The sequence below is a fragment of the Streptomyces sp. NPDC041796 genome (assembly GCF_055590785.1).
Window position 1 is genome coordinate 304809 of sequence record NZ_JBVJAH010000006.1, and the last position, 17217, is coordinate 322025.

Here is a 17217-nt window from a genome sequence, read left to right on the forward strand (position 1 = left end):
GTCTGGGGGCGGGTGGCCGTCCTTCCGGCCGGTCGCGGCCGGTCGCGGCCGGGAGTGACCGCCGACCGGTCAGGCGTTGCGGTTGTAGCGCAGCAGGTAGGCGGCGAAGCGGTCGAGGTCCTCGGTGGACCAGTCGGCGAGGCGTTCCTGGTAGGCGGCGCGGCGGCTGGCGTGGGTGGACGAAAGCACCCTGGTGCCGGCCTCGGTGGGGTGCAACACCTGGACGCGGTGGTCGTCGGGATCGGGGCGGCGCTCGACGAGGCCCAGCTTTTCGAGGGCGGCGACCTGTCGGCTGACGGTCGACTTGTCCAGCATGTAGTGGGCGGCGAGGTCGGTGGCGCGGCAACCGTGCCGGTCGTCGATGTGCGCGAGCAGCGTGTACGACACGAGCGACAGCTCCGGGTGGAGCCGCGCGGCCGCGGCGCGGGCGCGGCGGGCGAACGCCGTCAACTCGCGCTGGATGATGTCGACCGACTCGTCGCGTCCCGCCGGCATGGTCTGCGTCACCTCGTCCTTCGCGTGTCAGTTGTACAGTACAACAGGATAAGAGGTTGTAAAAGCCAACTGCTGGAGGTATTCCGTCATGCCGTCCTCGGTGTCTTCGCTCTCGGCCCCGGCGCGGAGGGCGCACGCCGGTACCGGCGCCGCTACGGGTACCGCGGGCCCGCTCCGTCATGTGCTCGGTCATCTGCTGACCCCCCTGCTGATGTGCGTCGGCATGGGTCTTGCCTACCTGGGCGCTTTCCACGCCCCCGAGCCGCACGCTCTGCGGGTCGACGTGGTCGGCTCCGGGCCCGCTGCCCAGGTACTGGCGCAGACGCTCCACGACAAGGGCGACGGGGCGCTGGACGTGCGTACCGCCACCGGTCGCGACGAGGCGGTCGAGGCCCTTGAAAGGCAGGAGGTCTTCGGGGCGTATGTGCCGGGGGCGAGGCCGGAGTTGCTGGTCGCCTCGGCGGCCTCGGACACCAGCGCCACGGTGGTGGAGAAGGTCTTCACCGATGTCGCGGCGGAGCGGGGCGCGCCCCTGAAGGTGACGGATGTGGTGCCTGTGTCGGAAGGCGATCCGACCGGGCAGGGCATCTTCTTCCTGCTGGTGGCGCTGTCGATCGGTTCCTACGCGTCGGTCGCCGTGATCGGCGGGGCCGGTGCCGTTCTGCCGCTGCGGATCCGGGCGCTGCTCGCGGCCGGGATGTCGCTGGTCGTGAGCGTGATCGGAGCGGTGTTCGCGGGACCGCTCTTCCACCTGGTGGACGAGGGACTGGGTGGCGTCTGGGCGATGGCGTGGCTGTACTCGGCGGGGGTCCTGCTGATCGGTGTCGGTCTGCATACGTTCCTGAGGCGGTGGACGACGCTGGGCGTGATGGTGCTGTTCGTGATGCTGAACTTCACCAGCTCGGGCGGGGTGTTCCGGCCGGAGCTGCAGCCCGGGTTCTTCGCGTCGCTGCACGCCTTCTGGAACGGCGCCGGGTTCGTCGAGGGCGTGCGGGCCCATGTGTACTTCGGCGGCCACGGTCTGGGAGGCAACGTGCTCGTGCTGGCCCTGTGGCTGCTCGCCGGTGTCGTCGCCATGGGCGCGGCGGGGGCAGCGGAGGCGCGGCGGCGTGTGACGCGGGAGGTGCGCGGTGGCGCCGGTGCCGAGGAGGAGATGGAGGAGGCAGTGGCCGTCTGACGGCGGGTTCTGATGGCGGGTGGGGTCCGGTGGTGGTCCCTGCCGTTCTGGCTGTTCACCGCCGTTCACGCTGCTCACGTTGTCCACAGGCCGGGACGTGTGGCCGGTGGTGGAGGTACCGTCTGGGCACTTGGCAACTTGGCAACTTGGCAACTGGGCGATGGTGGACGGGGGCGGGGTCATGGGCGACATCCGGGCGGCGGTGGCGACACAGCGCGGAACCGGCGGCGGGCGCATCCCGGTGGTGCCGGGGTTCGCCACCGCCGAGCGGGGAGAGGGCTCCCCGAAGGAGCGCGGTAAGGCGCTGCGGGAGCGGGTGCCGCGCTCGTCGCACGGTTCGCTGGAGCTCGCCGACGGGCGGCCGGATGCGGTGCGGGCGGTGGAGGAGTCGAGCCGCGGCCGGGTGCCGGGCCTGGCGCCGATACGGGTGGGCAGGATGGCCGCCACGCCGTTCGCGTTCCTGCGCGGTGCCGCCGGGCTGATGGCGTACGACCTGGCGGGGACGCCGGTCACCGGTATCGGCGCGCAGATTTGCGGGGACGCGCACGCGGCGAACTTCGGGCTGTACGGCGATGCGCGCGGCCGGCTCGTGATCGACCTGAACGACTTCGACGAGACCGTGGTCGGCCCCTGGGAGTGGGACGTCAAGCGGCTCGCGACGTCGCTGGTACTGGCCGGGCGGGAGGCGGGCGCGGACGAGGACGTGTGCCGGGCGGCGGCGTTCGACGCGGTGGGCGCCTACCGGCGCACGATGCGGCTGCTGGCCAAGCTCCCCGTGCTCGACGCCTGGAACGCGATCGCCGACGAGGAGCTGGTCTCGCACACCGACGCCCGTGACCTGCTGGGCACGCTGGAGCGGGTGGCGGAGAAGGCGCGCGGCAACACCAGTGCCCGGTTCGCCGCCAAGGCGACGGAGGAGTGCCCGGACGGCGGGCGTCGGTTCGTGGACGCGCCGCCCGTGCTGCGTCGTGTACCGGACGCGGAGGCCGCGGCGGTCGCCGCCTCGCTGGGCGCGTATGTGGAGACGCTGCCGGAGGACCGGCTGCCGCTGCTGGCGCGGTACGCGATCCACGACGTGGCGTTCCGGGTGGTGGGCACCGGGAGCGTGGGGACGCGTTCGTACGTCGTGCTGCTGCTGGACCACCGGGGCGAGCCGCTGGTGCTCCAGGTCAAGGAGGCTCGGCCCTCCGCGCTGCTGCCCCACCTGCACCGGGTGGGCTTCCCCGAGGCGGAGGTGGCACACGAGGGGCGGCGCGTGGTGCTCGGGCAGAAGCGCATGCAGGTCGTCAGCGACAGCTTGCTGGGGTGGACGACGGTCGAGGGCAGGCCGTACCAGGTGCGGCAGTTCCGCAACCGCAAGGGCAGCGTCGATCCGGCGGCGCTCTCGGCCGACCAGGTCGACGACTACGGACGGATGACCGGCGCCCTGCTGGCCCGGGCGCACGCGCACAGCGCCGACCCCCGGCTCCTCGCCGGGTACTGCGGCAAGAACGACGAGCTGGACGAGGCCGTGGCGCGGTTCGCCGTGGCGTACGCCGACCGGACGGAGGCGGATCACGCCGATCTCCTCACGGCGGTCAGGAGCGGGCGCATAGCCGCCGAGCTGGGGGTGTGACGGGCCGGGGCCCGTCGCCCGTACGCTGGTCGGGTGACGACCCCGAACGACGACGTGACCGGTGCCCCGACCGACGACGTGGCCGGTGCCTCGACCGACGACGTGGCCGGTGCGCCCGATGACGCGGCCGCCGGCCCCGCCGATGACGCGGCCGAGCGGCCGGAGGCGCGGCTGGAGCGGGCGGTGCGCGCGGCGGAACAGGCGCTGATCGAGTTCGAGATCGCGGTGGAGACGTTCCGGGTGGAGGTGGAGAACTTCTCCCGGCTGCACCACCAGAAGCTCGGCCCGATGTACACGCGACTGGACGAGCTGGACGCCCTGATCGCGGAGGCGAAGGCGGCGCGCTCCGGTGATCCGGAGGACCTGCTCAAGGCGCAGGCGGCGCGGGCGCTGGTGATGCCCATGCCCGGTGTCGACGAGCTGTTCGGCGACTGGATGGACTCCGACGGCCTGCCCCCCGAGGCGGCCGCGATGCTCACCGACCGGCCGGTGCAGCCGCCCAAGCGGGTCCGGCCGAGCGACGAGGCGCGCAAGCTCTACCGCGAGCTGGCCCGCAAGGCGCATCCGGACCTGGCGCGTGAGGAGAAGGAGCGGCAGCGGCGCGAGGAGTTCATCACCCGCGTGAACGCCGCGTACGGGCGCGGCGACGAAGCGCTGCTGCGGGAGCTGTCCGAGGAATGGGCGTCGGGCCCGGCACCGGCGGCCACCGAGCTCAGCGAGAGCGAGGAGCTCTACGCCAGGCTGGAATGGCTGGCCCGGCGCAAGGAGCTGCTGACCGTGGTGGCGCGGGACCTGGAGGACAGCGCGATCGGCGCGATGCTCCGGATGGCTCCCGACGACCCCGACCGGCTGCTGGAGGACATCGCCGAGCAACTGCTGGCGCAGGTCGCCGAGCGTGAGGCTGAACTGGCCGCGCTCGCTCAGTAGCGGTTGTGGAGTAGCGTCGGGATGTATCCCACCGACGAGAGAAAGCCTGAGCCATGAACTTCGCACCGCTGCCCACCGTGGACGCCGCGTCGGTACCGGCCGACGGACTGGTGCTCGACGTCCGCGAGGACGACGAGTGGGCGGCCGGGCACGTCGAGGGCGCGCTGCATGTGCCGATGAGCGACTTCGTGGCCCGCTTCGGCGAGGTGACCGAGGCGGTCGCCGACGGGCGCCGCGCCTATGTGATGTGCCGGGTCGGCGGCCGGTCCGCCCAGGTGACCCAGTACCTGGTGCAGCAGGGCGTCGACGCCGTGAACATCGACGGCGGCATGCTCGCCTGGGAAGGCGCCGGCCGCCCCATGGTCACCGACAACGGCAGCCCCGCGGTCGTCCTGTAGCCCGCCGGACCGGCCTGGCGGTCGGCCCGGGTGGTCGGCCTGGGTGGTTGGCCGCGTGGGTCGGGTCGACCTGGGTGGTCGGTCTGGGTGGGTGGTCGTGTGGGTCGGATCGGCCTGGGTGGTCGCCCGGTTAGTCGGCCCGGTGGTTGACCGCGAGGGCCGGGCGGGCCGCCCGGGTGGCGTCCGCGTGGCGTCCGCGTGGGCCGGCCGGGTGGTTGGCCGCGTGGGTCGGTACAGAGCTGTCGGCCGACCGGGCCGGTGGTCGCCCGGGTCGTCCGCGATGCGTGGGCGGCATGGGCGGACCAGTCCGGCGGTCGGCCGGCCGAAGGGTGGTGCCACGGGCCGCCCGGCGCGCCGGGCGGCGGTCGGTCGGCGGCCGGCCCGGTGGGTCAGGCCAGGGGGTGGGCGGCGAGGAGGTCGCCGAGCGCTTCTTCGTGGGCGGCGGCGGGGCCGAGGGACAGCTCCAGCTGTTTGGCCCAGGCGTGGTAGCGGTGCAGCGGATAGTCGGTGTCCGCGCCGAAGCCGCCGTGGAGGTGCTGAGCCGTCTGTACGACTCGCCGGACGCCCTCGGAGGCCCAGATCTTCGCGACGGCGATGTCCCCGGCGGCGGGCAGCGCCCCGGAGGCACCCGAGCCGATCCGCCAGGCCGCCTGCCAGAGGGTGACCTCCATGGCCCGGAGGTCGATGTAGCGGTCGGCGGCCTGGACGGCGACGGCCTGGAAGGTCGCGATCGGGTGCCCGAACTGTTCGCGCTTGCCGGTGTACGCCGCGGTCATCGTGAGGACGGCCTCGCCGAGGCCGAGCGACAGCGCACACGTGCCGGTGGTGAGCAGCCCGCGCAGCCACTCCCAGGCGCCCTCGGTGCCGATCACCTCCTGATCGGTGACCCGCACGGAGTCCAGCCGTACTTCGGCGAGCAGCTCTCCGCTGGTGGAGACCTGGTCGGCGAGGGTGATGCCCTCGCGGTCGCGGGGCACCAGGGCGATGACCGCGCGGCCCTCGGGGGTGTGTGCCGGTATCGCGATACGGTCCGCGCACCGGGCCCAGGGGACGCCCGTCTGCATCCCTTCGAGCACCCAGCGGTCGCCGTCCCCGCGGGCCGTCACCGCCAGCTCCGCCGGATCGTGGCCGGTGCGGCCATGGGCGCCGACCGTGAGCACCAGCTCGCCCCGGCCGACCCGGGGGAGCAGCTCGGCGGCCAACTCGGCGTCCCCGTAGCGCTCCACGGCCATAGCGACCGCGCTGGTCTCCAGCAGCGGCACCCGGGCCAGCACCTTGGCGGACTCGCGCAGCACCAGACACAGGGCGACGGGGTCCAGGCCCGCACCGCCGTGCCGGGGGGCGAGCACCAGGCTCAGCAGGTCCGCCGCCGCGAGCCTCGCCCACAGGGGCCGGTCGAACTCCTCGGCCACCGCGCCCGGTGTGAGCGCGGGGCTCGGTACACCGTCGGGCGTGACGGCCGAGAAGACCGCCTTCGCCGCTTCGACGGCCGCCTGCTGCTCCTCGCTGAAGGTGAAGTCCACAGCCCTGCCTCCCCGCGCGCCATCCTTATCTGACGGACCGTCAAGATAGAACAGGTTCTAGGGGAAGGGAATGGGCTCGAGGAAGCGGGCTCAGCGGTCGAAGTCGAGCTCCACCTCCGGCGTCACCGGGTGCGACTGGCAGGCCAGTACGTATCCGGCGTCCGTCTCCTCGGCCTCCAGGGCGTAGTTGCGGTCCATCCGGACCTCGCCGGTGACCAGGAAGGCACGGCAGGTGCCACAGACGCCGCCCTTGCACGCGTACGGCGCGTCCGAGCGACTCCGCAACACCGTCTCCAGCAGCGACTCACCCTCCTGTACCGGCCAGGTGCCCGACCGGCCGTCGAGAGTGGCGGTGAGCGTGGCGTGCGCCGGAACAGCGGCCGCCCGCAGGGCGGCGGGCGCGGAACCGTCGTCCACGTGGAAGATCTCCTGGTGGATACGGCCACGGTCCACGCCCAGCCCGCGCAGCGCCCGCTCGGCGCCCAGGACCAGCCCGAACGGCCCGCACAGGAACCAGCCGTCCACCTCGTCGACCGCCAGTAGCGCGGGAAGCAGAGCGGTCAGCCGCTCCTGGTCCAGCCGCCCGGACGGCAGCCCCGACTGCTGCTCCTCCCGCGACAGCACGGTCACCAGCTGGAACCGGTCCGGGTACCGGTCCTTCAGGTCGGCGACCTCCTCCAGGAACATCGTCGAGGCCGCCGTACGGTCACTGCGTATGAGGCAGAACCGGGCCTGCGGTTCCCGGGCCAGCAGCGTCGAGGCCATGGACAGCACGGGGGTGATCCCGCTGCCGCCCACGATCGCCGCGAAGTGCCCGGGCCGCGGCGGCAGGAGGAACCGGCCCATCGGCTCCATGACCTCCACCGTGTCCCCGACCGCGAGCTCCTTGAGCGCGTACGTGGAGAACTCGCCACCGTCCACCAGCCGGATGCCGACCCGCAGCACCGGGTCCTCGCCCTCGGGGGCGGCGGGAGAACAGATCGAGTACGTACGGCGGATCTCCTCGCCGCTCGTGCTCTGGCGGCGCAGGGCGAGGTGCTGGCCGGGGACGTGACGGAAGGCCTCGCGCAGCTCGGGCGGGACCGCGAAGGTGACGGCGACCGAGTCGTCCGTGAGCCGCTCGACCTCGCTCACCCGGAGCGGATGGAACATCTACAACTCCTTGAAGTGGTCGAACGGTTCACGGCAGGCGGTGCAGCGGCGCAGCGCCTTGCAGGCGGTGGAGGAGAAGCGGCTCAGCAACTCCGTGTCGGTCGAGCCGCAGTGCGGGCAGCGGATCGCCAGCGTGACCGGCACCGGGCCGCCGCCCGTGCCCTGGTGACGGGGCGGCGCTATGCCGAACTCGGCGAGCTTGCGGCGCCCCTCCTCGCTGATGTCGTCGGTCGACCAGGCGGGGGACAGCACCGTGACGACCGAGACCTCCGCCATGCCGTGCTCGTGCAGCACCCGCTCGATGTCCGAGGACATCGCCTCGACGGCGGGGCAGCCGGTGTATGTCGGCGTCAGCTCGACCTTGACCCGGCCGGGGGCGAGGACGTGCACCCCGCGCAGAACTCCGAGCTCCTCCAGTGTCAACACGGGCAGCTCGGGGTCGGGGACCGAGCCGGCGAGCCGGCTCAGCTCCTCCTCCAAGGCGGTCATGTCCGCCGTGCCGGTCACCATGACGCCCCCGGGTGGCTGCGGTGCAGGTGCTGCATCTCGGCGATCATCCGGCCGAAGCTCTCGGTGTGCAGGCCCTGGCGTCCCGCACCGGCACTCCACGCTCCCGTGCGCGGTCCCTCCGGCACGGTGAGCGTGGCCCGCTCCAGGATCGCCGTCACGGAGGCCAGCCAGTCGGACTCCAGCTCCTGCCAGTCGACGTCCAGCCCTGCCACCGGCTGGAACAGCTCGCCCGTGAAGCGCCACAGCGCCGTGCAGGCGTGCTGCGTCCGCTCATGGCTCTCGGCGGTGCCGTCACCCAGCCGCAACGTCCACTGCTCGGCGTGATCCTGGTGGTACGCGACCTCCTTGACGGCCTTCGCCGCGAGCCCGGTCAGCTCACCGCCGGCGTCGCCCGTCGCCACCAGCCGGCCGTACAGCAGCCGCTGGTAGGTGGAGAAGTACAGCTGCCGGACGATGGTGTGGGCGAAGTCGCCGTTCGGCTGCTCGACCAGCTGCACATTGCGGAACGCCCGCTCCTCGCGCAGATACGCCAGCTCGTCCTCGTCCCCCACGAGGGACAGCAGAACCCGTGCCTGGCCCAGCAGGTCCAGCGCGATGTTGGCGAGCGCGACCTCCTCCTCCAGGACGGGCGCGTGTCCCGCCCACTCCCCCAGCCGGTGCGACAGCACAAGAGCGTCGTCGCCGAGGGCGAGCGCCGCGGCGGTGTTCGCGGTGGTGGTCACAGGTTCTTCACCCCCTCGGGGACCTCGTAGAACGTCGGGTGCCGGTAGGGCTTGTCGGCGGCCGGCTCGAAGAACGGGTCCTTCTCGTCGGGCGAGGAGGCGGTGATCGCCCCCGACGGCACCACCCAGATGGAGACGCCCTCACTGCGGCGGGTGTACAGGTCGCGGGCATTGCGGAGCGCCATCTGCGCGTCAGGCGCGTGGAGGCTTCCCGCGTGAGTGTGGGACAGCCCGCGGCGCGAGCGCACGAACACCTCCCACAGCGGCCAGTCGCTGGTCGTCATGCCGTCGCCTCCCCGTGCTTCGCCGCGTACGCCGCCGCGGCCTCCCTGACCCAGGCACCTTCCTCGTGGGCGCGGCGGCGCTGGGTGATGCGCTGTTCGTTGCAGGGCCCGTTGCCCTTGAGGACCTCCCAGAACTCGGTCCAGTCGATCGGACCGAAGTCGTAGTGCCCGCGCTCCTCGTTCCACCGGAGGTCGGGGTCGGGGAGGGTGAGGCCCAGTGCCTCCGCCTGGGGGACGCAGATGTCGACGAACCGCTGGCGCAGCTCGTCGTTCGAGTGCCTCTTGATCTTCCAGGCCATGGACTGCGCCGAGTGCGACGACTCGTCGTCCGGCGGACCGAACATCATCAGCGACGGCCACCACCAGCGGTTCACCGCGTCCTGGGCCATCTCGTGCTGCTCCGGCGTCCCGCGTGAGAGGGCGAGGAGCGACTCGTACCCCTGGCGCTGGTGGAACGACTCCTCCTTGCAGATCCGCACCATCGCGCGGGCGTACGGACCGTAGGAGCAGCGGCACAGCGGCACCTGGTTGGTGATCGCCGCGCCGTCCACGAGCCAGCCGATGGCGCCGACGTCGGCCCAGGTCAGCGTGGGGTAGTTGAAGATGGACGAGTACTTCTGGCGGCCGGTGTGGAGCTTGTCGAGCAGCTCGTCCCGGCCGGTGCCGAGGGTCTCGGCGGCGCTGTAGAGATACAGGCCGTGCCCGGCCTCGTCCTGCACCTTGGCCATGAGGATCGCCTTGCGCCGCAGCGAGGGCGCACGGGTGATCCAGTTCGCCTCAGGCTGCATGCCGATGATCTCGGAGTGGGCGTGCTGGGCGATCTGCCGGACGAGCGTGGCGCGATAGGCCTCCGGCATCCAGTCGCGCGGTTCGATCCGCTCATCGGCGGCCACGGCGGCGTCGAACACCGCCTCGTACGCCTCCTGCGTGTCCGCAGTCACTGCCGTCATCGGGCCCCCTACCGACCGATCGTTCGGTTGAATGACTTCAATGGTGAGTCGGCGGCCCGTATGGTGTCAACCCTGTGGATAACTCCGGCTGAGCGATGGGGAACGGGGACGGGGCGGGATGGACTCGTACGACAAGGAGGCCGGTGGCCGCGCCCGGCGCGCCACCGACCCGGAGGGCTCCGACTCCGTGGCTCCTCCGATCGATCCCGCGCACGCCGACGCCCCCGGCCCGGAATCCGGCCCCGAGCAGGTGCCCACACCTGCCCCCGGCCCCGGGCGCACATCCCCGACCGCCGGTTGCGCCGATCGAGCGACCTCCCAGGACTCCGACCCTGCGGCGCCGGAGCCGGCGCCGGACCCGGACCGGGCGCTCCCCCGCACCCGCGCCACCGCCCCGTCCTGGTCCACGCCGGGCACCGGGCCGAGGGCCGGCATCGGGCAGGGCGCCGACTCCGAGACGGGTACTGGCACCGGCACCGGGCCGGGTACTGGCCCGGGCTCGGGCTCCGGGCCGAGTGCGGTCACCGGGCCGAGGGCCGGCATCGCGCCGGGCGCAGGCACCGGGCCGGGCGCTGTCCCGGGAGCGGACCCCGACCCCGCGCCGGACCCCGACCCCGCGCCGAGTGCCGCCCGCGCCCTCGGTGGCGACGCAGCTCCCGCGCCGGGCTCGGCCACCGCGTCCGGCTCCGTGGCGGGCTCGGCCACCGCGTCCGGCTCCGTGACCGGCGTGGCCCCCGCGCCCGCTCCCCAGCCCGGGGCGGCAGGCGCATGGCCCGGCGGACCCGGGCAGACCGCGTACGGGCGGCAGGCCACGTCCGGGATGCGGGAGCCCGTGTACGGGCCGGGGGAGGCCCCGGGCGGCCCAGGGGCCGTCGGGGTGGCCGCGTTGTCGTTGCCGTACCAGGTCGTGGCGGCCGTTTCGCTCGCCGTCGTCGGCATGTTCGCCTGCCTCCACCTGGCCATGGCGTTCCTGCACGTCGCGCCCTCGAACACGCTCACCAAGCAGCACGGCAAGGCCGTGGACGACTGGGTCTTCCCCGAGTTCGAGCAGAACTGGAAGCTCTTCGCCCCCAACCCGCTCCAGCAGAACATCGCCGTCCACGTCCGCGCCGAGATCGTCGGGAGCGACGGCGGGCGGAGGACCACCGGGTGGATGGACCTGTCCGCAGACGACGGCGAAGCCATCCGGGGCAACCTCTTCCCCAGCCATGTGAACCAGAACGAGCTCCGCCGCGGCTGGGACTTCTACGTGAACTCGCACACCAACGACAACCGCCCCCATGGCATGCGCGGTCAGCTCTCCGAGCGCTACATCCGGCGTATCGCCATGCTGCGGCTCGAGGCGCACCAACTGGGCGGCAGGATCGAGCGGATACAGCTGCGCTCCGCCACCCAGGGCGTCGAGGCCCCAGTCTGGAGTGACGAGAAGACCGACACGCGGCCCTACTACCGGGTGCTGCCGTGGTGGACCGTGACCGAGGCGGATCTGCCCGGTGGCGTCAGCGGCGGCCGTACGGAGGCGGACAAGTGAACCCGAGCAACGCCCGCGTCCGCACCGAGCCGCTCGACCGCCGGCTCGCCCGCGCCATCCAGCGCGTCACCGGTGCGGCCCTCGGCCCGTACCAGACCGCCGTCGTGCGCATCGGCTTCTCGGCCGCCTGGCTGCTGTTCCTGCTGCGGGAATTCCCCAACCGTCACGAGCTGTACGGGCCGGACGGCCCCTGGTCGTGGGACATGGGCCAGCAGCTCATCGCCAACAACCACGCCTTCACGGTCCTGATGTGGTCGGACAGCGCGCTCTGGTTCGAGAGCGTGTACGCCCTAGCTGTGCTGTCGAGCGTCCTGCTGCTGATCGGCTGGCGCACCCGCACCATGTCGGTGCTGTTCATGGTGGGCGTGCTGTCGCTGCAGAACCGCTCCATCTTCATGGGAGACGGCGGCGACAACGTCATCCACCTGATGGCCGTCTACCTCGTCCTGACCCGGTGCAGCCAGGTCTGGTCCGTCGACGCCCGCCGGGCGGCCCGCCCGGATCCCCGGCGCGACCGGCTGGGACCGGTGATGTGGGCGGTCCTCGCCCTCGGTCTGGTGGCGGCGACGCTGTTCATCGACCGGACCGGCGAGACATGGCTGCTGTGGCTGCTGTGGCTGCTGTGGGCCGCGCAAGGGCTGTGGTGGCTGGTGTGCCGGTACGCGCCCGGCCAGCCGCACGTCCTGGCCGACGTCATCGCCAACCTCGTCCACAACGCCACCCTCGCCGTGATCATGGCGGAGGTGTGCCTGATCTACGCAACGGCCGGCTGGTACAAGATCCAGGGCTCCCGCTGGCAGGACGGCACCGCGCTGTACTACCCGCTCAAGCTGGACTACTTCACCCCCTGGCCGTTCCTCTCCGACCTGCTCGCCGCCAGCGGTGTGATGGTCATGCTCGTGACGTACGGCACGGTGATCGTGCAGGTGGCCTTCCCCTTCACGCTGTTCAACCGGCGGGTCAAGAACGTCCTGCTGGTGGCGATGATGCTGGAGCACGCCGGTATCGCCGTGCTGCTCGGGCTGCCGTTCTTCTCGCTCGCCATGATCGCCGCCGATGCCGTCTTCCTGCCGACGGTCTTCCTGGTCTGGCTGGGCGCCCGCGTCCGGCGCGGCGGGGAGCGGCTGCTGCCGCGCACCCGGCAGGTGCCGCCGCGGCAGCGGCACGCCGGCGAGGAGCCGACCCCCCGTACCCTCGTGGGGTGAGCAGCGAAACCCCACTCCAGTACGACGACGGTTACGGCACCGAGATCGGCGTCGGCCCGCACCCCCGGCCCTGGCCGGAGGACGAGCGGTACGACCCCGAGCTGCTCGCCGACGGCGACCGGCGCAATGTCGTCGACCGCTACCGCTACTGGAGGCGCGAGGCGATCGTCGCCGACCTGGACACCCGGCGCCATGACTTCCACGTGGCCGTGGAGAACTGGGGCCACGACTTCAACATCGGCTCCGTCGTCCGGACCGCCAACGCCTTCCTCGCCAAGCAGGTCCACATCGTGGGCCGCCGCCGCTGGAACCGGCGCGGCGCCATGGTCACCGACAGGTACCAGCATGTGCGCCACCACCCGGACACCGAGTCGCTGACCGCCTGGGCGGACGCCGAGGGGCTGCCGATCATCGGGATCGACAACCTCCCCGGCGCCGTGCCGCTGGAACGGACCGAGCTGCCCCGCCGCTGCGTCCTGCTGTTCGGGCAGGAGGGCCCGGGCCTCACCGACGAGGCCCGCAAGCACGCCGCGATGGTCTGCTCGATCGCCCAGTTCGGCTCCACCCGGTCGATCAACGCGGGTGCGGCCGCGGCGATCGCCATGCACGCCTGGGTGCAGCGGTACGCGGAGATCTCCGTGCCGGAGGCGTGAGCCCGAGGATCACGCAGGGCGGCGCACCTCGACGACCCGGAAGCGGTTCGCGACGAACGCGCTGTCGCACAGGGCGGCGTTCGCCGCCGGGTTGCCGCCGGAGCCGTGGAAGTCGGAGAACGCCGCGGTCTGGTTGACGTACACCCCGCCCGTCAGGTTGAGCGAGAGCTGCGCCGACTCCTCCAGGCAGACCTCCTCGACGGCCCGCTCGACGTCCGGTGAGGTCGTGTACGCGCCGACCGTCATCGCGCCCTTCTCGCGGATCGTGCGCCGCAGCAGCTCCAGCGCGTCGGCGGTCGACCCGACGGAGACGGTGAAGGCGACCGGGCCGAAGCACTCGGACATGTACGCCGCTTCCGCGTCCGGCTTGGAACCGTCGAGCTTGACCAGGACGGGCGTGCGGACGACGGCGCCCGGGAAGTCGGGGTTGGCCACCTCGCGCGAGGCCAGGGCGACCTCGCCGAGACCCGCGGCGGCTTCCAGCCGGGCCTTCACGTCCGGGTTGACGATGGCGCCCAGCAGGGCGTTCGCCCGGGCGTCGTCACCGAGCAGTCCGGACACCGCGGCGGCGAGGTCGGTGACCACCTCGTCGTAGGACTTGGGGCCCGCGTCCGTCGCGATGCCCTCGCCGGGGATCAGCAGGTTCTGCGGGGTGGTGCACATCTGGCCGCTGTACAGGGAGAGGGAGAAGGCCAGGTTGGACAGCATCCCCTTGTAGTCGTCGGTCGAGTCGACGACGACCGTGTTGACGCCGGCCTTCTCCGTGTACACCTGCGCCTGCCGGGCGTTGGCCTCCAGCCAGTCGCCGAAGGAGGTGGAGCCGGTGTAGTCGATGATCCGGATCTCGGGGCGGACGGCCAGGTCCTTGGCGATGCCCTCCCCGGGCCGCTCGACGGCCAGCGCGACCAGGTTCGGGTCGAAGCCCGCCTCGGCCAGCACCTCGCGCGCCACCCGTACGGTCAGGGCGAGGGGGAGCACGGCGCGCGGATGCGGCTTGACCAGGACGGGGTTGCCGGTGGCCAGGGAGGCGAACAGGCCCGGGTAGCCGTTCCACGTCGGGAAGGTGTTGCAGCCGATCAGCAGGGAGATGCCGCGCGGCACCGGGGTGAACGCCTTGCGCAGCTCCAGCGGGTCCCGCTTGCCCTGCGGCTTGGACCAGTCGGCGACCAGCGGGGTGCGGACCTGCTCCGCGTACGCGTACGCCACGGCCTCCAGGCCGCGGTCCTGCGCGTGCGGCCCGCCCGCCTGGAACGCCATCATGAACGCCTGCCCGCTGGTGTGCATCACCGCGTGCGCGAACTCGTGCGTACGGGCACTGATACGAGCCAGGATCTCCAGGCAGACCAGCGCGCGGGTCTCGGGGCCGGCGTCACGCCAGGCACCCATGCCCGCGCGCATCGCGGGCAGCAGGACGTCCACGTCGGCGTGCGGATACTCCACGCCCAGCTCCGGGCCGTACGGCGAGACCTCACCGCCGGTCCAGCCGTCCGTGCCCGGCTGGTCCAGCTCGAAGCGGGCGCCCAGAGTGGCCTTGTGGGCCTCGAGGCCCTCGGCGGCGCTCTGCGAGCCGTTCTCCCCGTACGCCTTCGGGTGCTCGGGGTGCGGGGACCAGTAGGCCCGTGTGCGGATGGCTTCGAGGGCCTGTTCCAGCGTGGAGCGGTGCCTCTCGGTCAGGTGGTCGGTGGTGAGCTGAGCGGCGGCCATGACGGACCAACTCCTCGTCGAGCTGGGCAGGGACAGGCGGACAGAGCTAGAGTAACCGAACGATCGGTCGGGACAAGGGGGCCTCCCGAACCTGTGGACAACTCATCGGGGAGGATCACTGTCATGACCGACAACATGGCCATCGAGCGGAGCCGCACCGTCGCCGTCGTGGGCACCGGCACCATGGGTCAGGGCATCGCCCAGGTCGCCCTGGTCGCCGGGCACCCCGTACGCCTCCACGACACCGTGCCCGACCGTGCCCGACAGGCCGCCGAAGCCCTCACCGGACGGCTCGACCGGCTCGTCGAGAAGGGCCGGATGTCGCCGGTCGAGAGGGACGAGGCGGCCGGCCGCCTCCGCGTGGCGGACACCCTCGACGGCCTCGCGGACGCCGCCCTCGTGGTCGAGGCGATCGTCGAGCGGCTCGACGTCAAGCAGGAGCTCTTCGCCGCACTGGAGAAGATCGTCCCCGACGACTGCCTGCTCGCCACCAACACCTCGTCGCTCTCCGTCACCGCCATCGCGGGCGGGCTGCGCCTGCCGGGCCGTTTCGTCGGCATGCACTTCTTCAACCCCGCCCCGCTGCTCCCGCTGGTCGAGGTCGTCAGCGGCTTCGCCACCGACGAAGCGGCTGCCACGCGCGCGTACGCCACCGCCAAGGAGTGGGGCAAGACGCCGGTGCGCTGCGCCGACACCCCCGGATTCATCGTCAACCGCATCGCCCGCCCCTTCTATGCGGAGGCGCTGCGCCTGTACGAGGAGCGGGCCGCCGACCCGGCCACCATCGACGCCGTCCTGCGTGAGTCCGGCGGGTTCAGGATGGGCCCCTTCGAGCTGACCGACCTGATCGGACAGGACGTCAACGAGGCCGTCACCCGGTCCGTCTGGGAGGCCTTCTTCCAGGACCCGAAGTTCACCCCGTCCCTGGCGCAGCGGCGCCTGGTCGAATCCGGACGGCTGGGCCGCAAGACGGGCCAGGGCTGGTACGCGTACGCCGAGGGCGCCGAGCGGCCGGCCGCCGCCACCGAGGCCCCGGCACCCGCGCCGGCGACGGTCGTCGTCCACGGCCGCCTGGGCCACGCCGAGCCGCTCGTCGGCATGATCGAGCAAGCCGGGATCAAGGTCCGCCGCAGGAAGCACGGCGACCACCTCGTCCTCCCGAGCGGAGGACAGCTCCGGCTCGCCGACGGCGAGACCGCCTTCGAGTACGAGGGCGAGGACATCATCCGCTTCGACCTCGCCCACGACTACACGACCGCCACCCGCATCGCGTTGTCCACCGCGCCCACGACCTCTCACGAGGCCCTCCAGGAGGCCATCGGCCTCTTCCAGGCGCTCGGCAAGGACGTCACGGTGATCGGCGACGCACCGGGCATGATCGTCGCCCGTACCGTCGCGATGCTGGTCGACCTCGCCTCCGACGCCGTCGAACGGGGCGTCGCCTCCGCCGAGGACATCGACACGGCCATGCGCCTCGGCGTCAACTACCCGGCCGGGCCTTTCGAGTGGGCCGCCCTGCTGGGCTACGAGCGGGTGTCGGAGCTGCTCACCGCGTTGCACGAGCGCTACCCGACCGGCCGCTACGCTCCCAGCCTCGCGGTCCGGCGCAAGGAGCACGAGGAGTTGGCCGCCACGAAGGACCGGGACAGCCGATGACCACCGCCAAGCGCGACACGTACACCCCTGAGACGCTGCTGTCCGTCGCCGTCCGCGTCTTCAACGAACGCGGCTACGACGGCACCTCCATGGAGCACCTCTCCAAGGCGGCCGGTATCTCCAAGTCCTCGATCTACCACCATGTCGCGGGCAAGGAGGAGCTGCTGCGGCGCGCCGTCAGCCGGGCGCTCGACGGCCTCTTCGCGGTCCTCGACGAGCCCGGCGCCGCGCGCGGGCGGGCCATCGAGCGGGTCGAGTACGTGACCCGGCGCACCGTCGAGGTCCTGATGGACGAGCTGCCGTACGTGACGCTGTTGCTGCGCGTACGCGGCAACACCACGACCGAGCGGTGGGCGCTGGAGCGCCGCCGCGAGTTCGACCACCGGGTCGCCGACCTGCTCAAGGCCGCCGCGGCGGACGGTGACCTGCGTTCGGACGTGGACATACGGCTCGCCACCCGGCTGCTGTTCGGCATGGTCAATTCGCTGGTGGAGTGGTACCGGCCGCAGCCGGGCGGCGACGCCGAGCGCCGGCAGGTCGTCGAGACGATCGTCCACCTGGCCTTCGACGGCCTGCGTACGAGCCACTGAAACCCCCACGCGAGGCCTGAGGGGCGGGGCGCCGTAAGACCCCGTCCCTCAGGGCACGCCCGTCACAGCGCGTCCACCTGGAGCGTCCGGTGGAGCGCGTCCGTCACAGCGCGTCCGCCAGAGCG

The 17217-nt window shown here is 72.3% G+C and carries 17 protein-coding genes; 9 read left to right on the forward strand and 8 right to left on the reverse strand.

Translation table 11 applies throughout. The features are described 5' to 3' along the window. Positions 1-69: 69 nt before the first annotated feature. Positions 70-495: a MarR family winged helix-turn-helix transcriptional regulator gene (locus tag ACZ6C1_RS14570; protein ID WP_469240868.1), complete on the reverse strand. Its 426-nt coding sequence runs from the start codon at positions 493-495 to the stop codon at positions 70-72. 88 nt (positions 496-583) lie between these two features. Here ACZ6C1_RS14570 and ACZ6C1_RS14575 point away from each other — a divergent pair, with 88 nt between their 5' ends. The 4 genes from ACZ6C1_RS14575 (at position 584) to ACZ6C1_RS14590 (ending at position 4612) form a co-directional block, all read left to right on the forward strand. Further along, complete coding sequence (locus tag ACZ6C1_RS14575) at positions 584-1672, forward strand: hypothetical protein (protein WP_469240870.1); 1089 nt, start codon at positions 584-586, stop codon at positions 1670-1672. Between the two features lie 181 nt (positions 1673-1853). Beyond that, positions 1854-3287 (forward strand): DUF2252 domain-containing protein, encoded by a 1434-nt coding sequence (locus tag ACZ6C1_RS14580; RefSeq protein ID WP_469241226.1) that lies wholly within the window; start codon positions 1854-1856, stop codon positions 3285-3287. Between the two features lie 102 nt (positions 3288-3389). Then, positions 3390-4214 (forward strand): hypothetical protein, encoded by an 825-nt coding sequence (locus ACZ6C1_RS14585; RefSeq protein ID WP_469241228.1) that lies wholly within the window; start codon positions 3390-3392, stop codon positions 4212-4214. Positions 4215-4267: 53 nt separating this feature from the next. Continuing rightward, entirely contained in the window at positions 4268-4612 is a 345-nt protein-coding gene (locus ACZ6C1_RS14590; RefSeq protein ID WP_469240873.1) for a rhodanese-like domain-containing protein, read from the forward strand. Positions 4613-5001: 389 nt separating this feature from the next. Here the strand turns inward: ACZ6C1_RS14590 and ACZ6C1_RS14595 are convergent, their stop codons facing one another. The 6 genes from ACZ6C1_RS14595 to paaA form a co-directional block, all read right to left on the reverse strand. Further along, positions 5002-6135 carry an acyl-CoA dehydrogenase family protein gene (locus ACZ6C1_RS14595; RefSeq protein WP_469240875.1) on the reverse strand — a complete coding sequence of 378 codons (1134 nt, stop codon included), beginning with the start codon at positions 6133-6135 and terminating at the stop codon, positions 5002-5004. A gap of 90 nt (positions 6136-6225) precedes the next feature. Further along, positions 6226-7287, reverse strand: coding sequence for a 2Fe-2S iron-sulfur cluster-binding protein (locus ACZ6C1_RS14600; RefSeq protein ID WP_469240876.1), 1062 nt, complete (start codon positions 7285-7287; stop codon positions 6226-6228). Further along, the gene (gene paaD / locus ACZ6C1_RS14605; RefSeq protein WP_469240878.1) at positions 7288-7797 is read right to left on the reverse strand and encodes a 1,2-phenylacetyl-CoA epoxidase subunit PaaD; all 510 of its coding nucleotides are present in this window, start codon (positions 7795-7797) and stop codon (positions 7288-7290) included. After that, entirely contained in the window at positions 7791-8519 is a 729-nt protein-coding gene (gene paaC, locus ACZ6C1_RS14610) for a 1,2-phenylacetyl-CoA epoxidase subunit PaaC (protein WP_469240881.1), read from the reverse strand. The genes paaD and paaC overlap by 7 nt, the downstream gene beginning before the upstream one ends. Further along, positions 8516-8803, reverse strand: coding sequence for a 1,2-phenylacetyl-CoA epoxidase subunit PaaB (paaB, locus tag ACZ6C1_RS14615; protein ID WP_469240883.1), 288 nt, complete (start codon positions 8801-8803; stop codon positions 8516-8518). Before paaB ends, paaC begins: the two co-directional genes overlap by 4 nt. Further along, on the reverse strand, positions 8800-9753 hold the full coding sequence (gene paaA / locus ACZ6C1_RS14620) for a 1,2-phenylacetyl-CoA epoxidase subunit PaaA (RefSeq protein WP_469240885.1): 954 nt from the start codon (positions 9751-9753) through the stop codon (positions 8800-8802). The genes paaB and paaA overlap by 4 nt, the downstream gene beginning before the upstream one ends. 541 nt (positions 9754-10294) lie before the next feature. On the opposite strand from paaA, the gene ACZ6C1_RS14625 reads away from it, so the two are divergent. From ACZ6C1_RS14625 to ACZ6C1_RS14635, 3 genes are read left to right on the forward strand one after another with little or no spacing between them, the layout of a single operon-like run. Continuing rightward, a complete protein-coding gene (locus tag ACZ6C1_RS14625) occupies positions 10295-11284 on the forward strand; it encodes a DUF5819 family protein (RefSeq protein WP_469241230.1) in 990 nt (329 codons plus the stop codon). Continuing rightward, positions 11281-12489 (forward strand): HTTM domain-containing protein, encoded by a 1209-nt coding sequence (locus ACZ6C1_RS14630; RefSeq protein ID WP_469240887.1) that lies wholly within the window; start codon positions 11281-11283, stop codon positions 12487-12489. The genes ACZ6C1_RS14625 and ACZ6C1_RS14630 overlap by 4 nt, the downstream gene beginning before the upstream one ends. Further along, positions 12486-13142, forward strand: coding sequence for a TrmH family RNA methyltransferase (locus tag ACZ6C1_RS14635; protein WP_469240889.1), 657 nt, complete (start codon positions 12486-12488; stop codon positions 13140-13142). Before ACZ6C1_RS14630 ends, ACZ6C1_RS14635 begins: the two co-directional genes overlap by 4 nt. Before the next feature lie 9 nt (positions 13143-13151). On the opposite strand, the gene paaN is transcribed toward ACZ6C1_RS14635, so the two are convergent. Continuing rightward, the gene (paaN, locus tag ACZ6C1_RS14640; protein ID WP_469240891.1) at positions 13152-14846 is read right to left on the reverse strand and encodes a phenylacetic acid degradation protein PaaN; all 1695 of its coding nucleotides are present in this window, start codon (positions 14844-14846) and stop codon (positions 13152-13154) included. Positions 14847-14969: 123 nt separating this feature from the next. Here paaN and ACZ6C1_RS14645 point away from each other — a divergent pair, with 123 nt between their 5' ends. Next, positions 14970-16502: a 3-hydroxyacyl-CoA dehydrogenase gene (locus tag ACZ6C1_RS14645; protein ID WP_469240892.1), complete on the forward strand. Its 1533-nt coding sequence runs from the start codon at positions 14970-14972 to the stop codon at positions 16500-16502. Then, complete coding sequence (locus tag ACZ6C1_RS14650; protein WP_469240894.1) at positions 16499-17092, forward strand: TetR/AcrR family transcriptional regulator; 594 nt, start codon at positions 16499-16501, stop codon at positions 17090-17092. The genes ACZ6C1_RS14645 and ACZ6C1_RS14650 overlap by 4 nt, the downstream gene beginning before the upstream one ends. Positions 17093-17217: the final 125 nt, after the last annotated feature.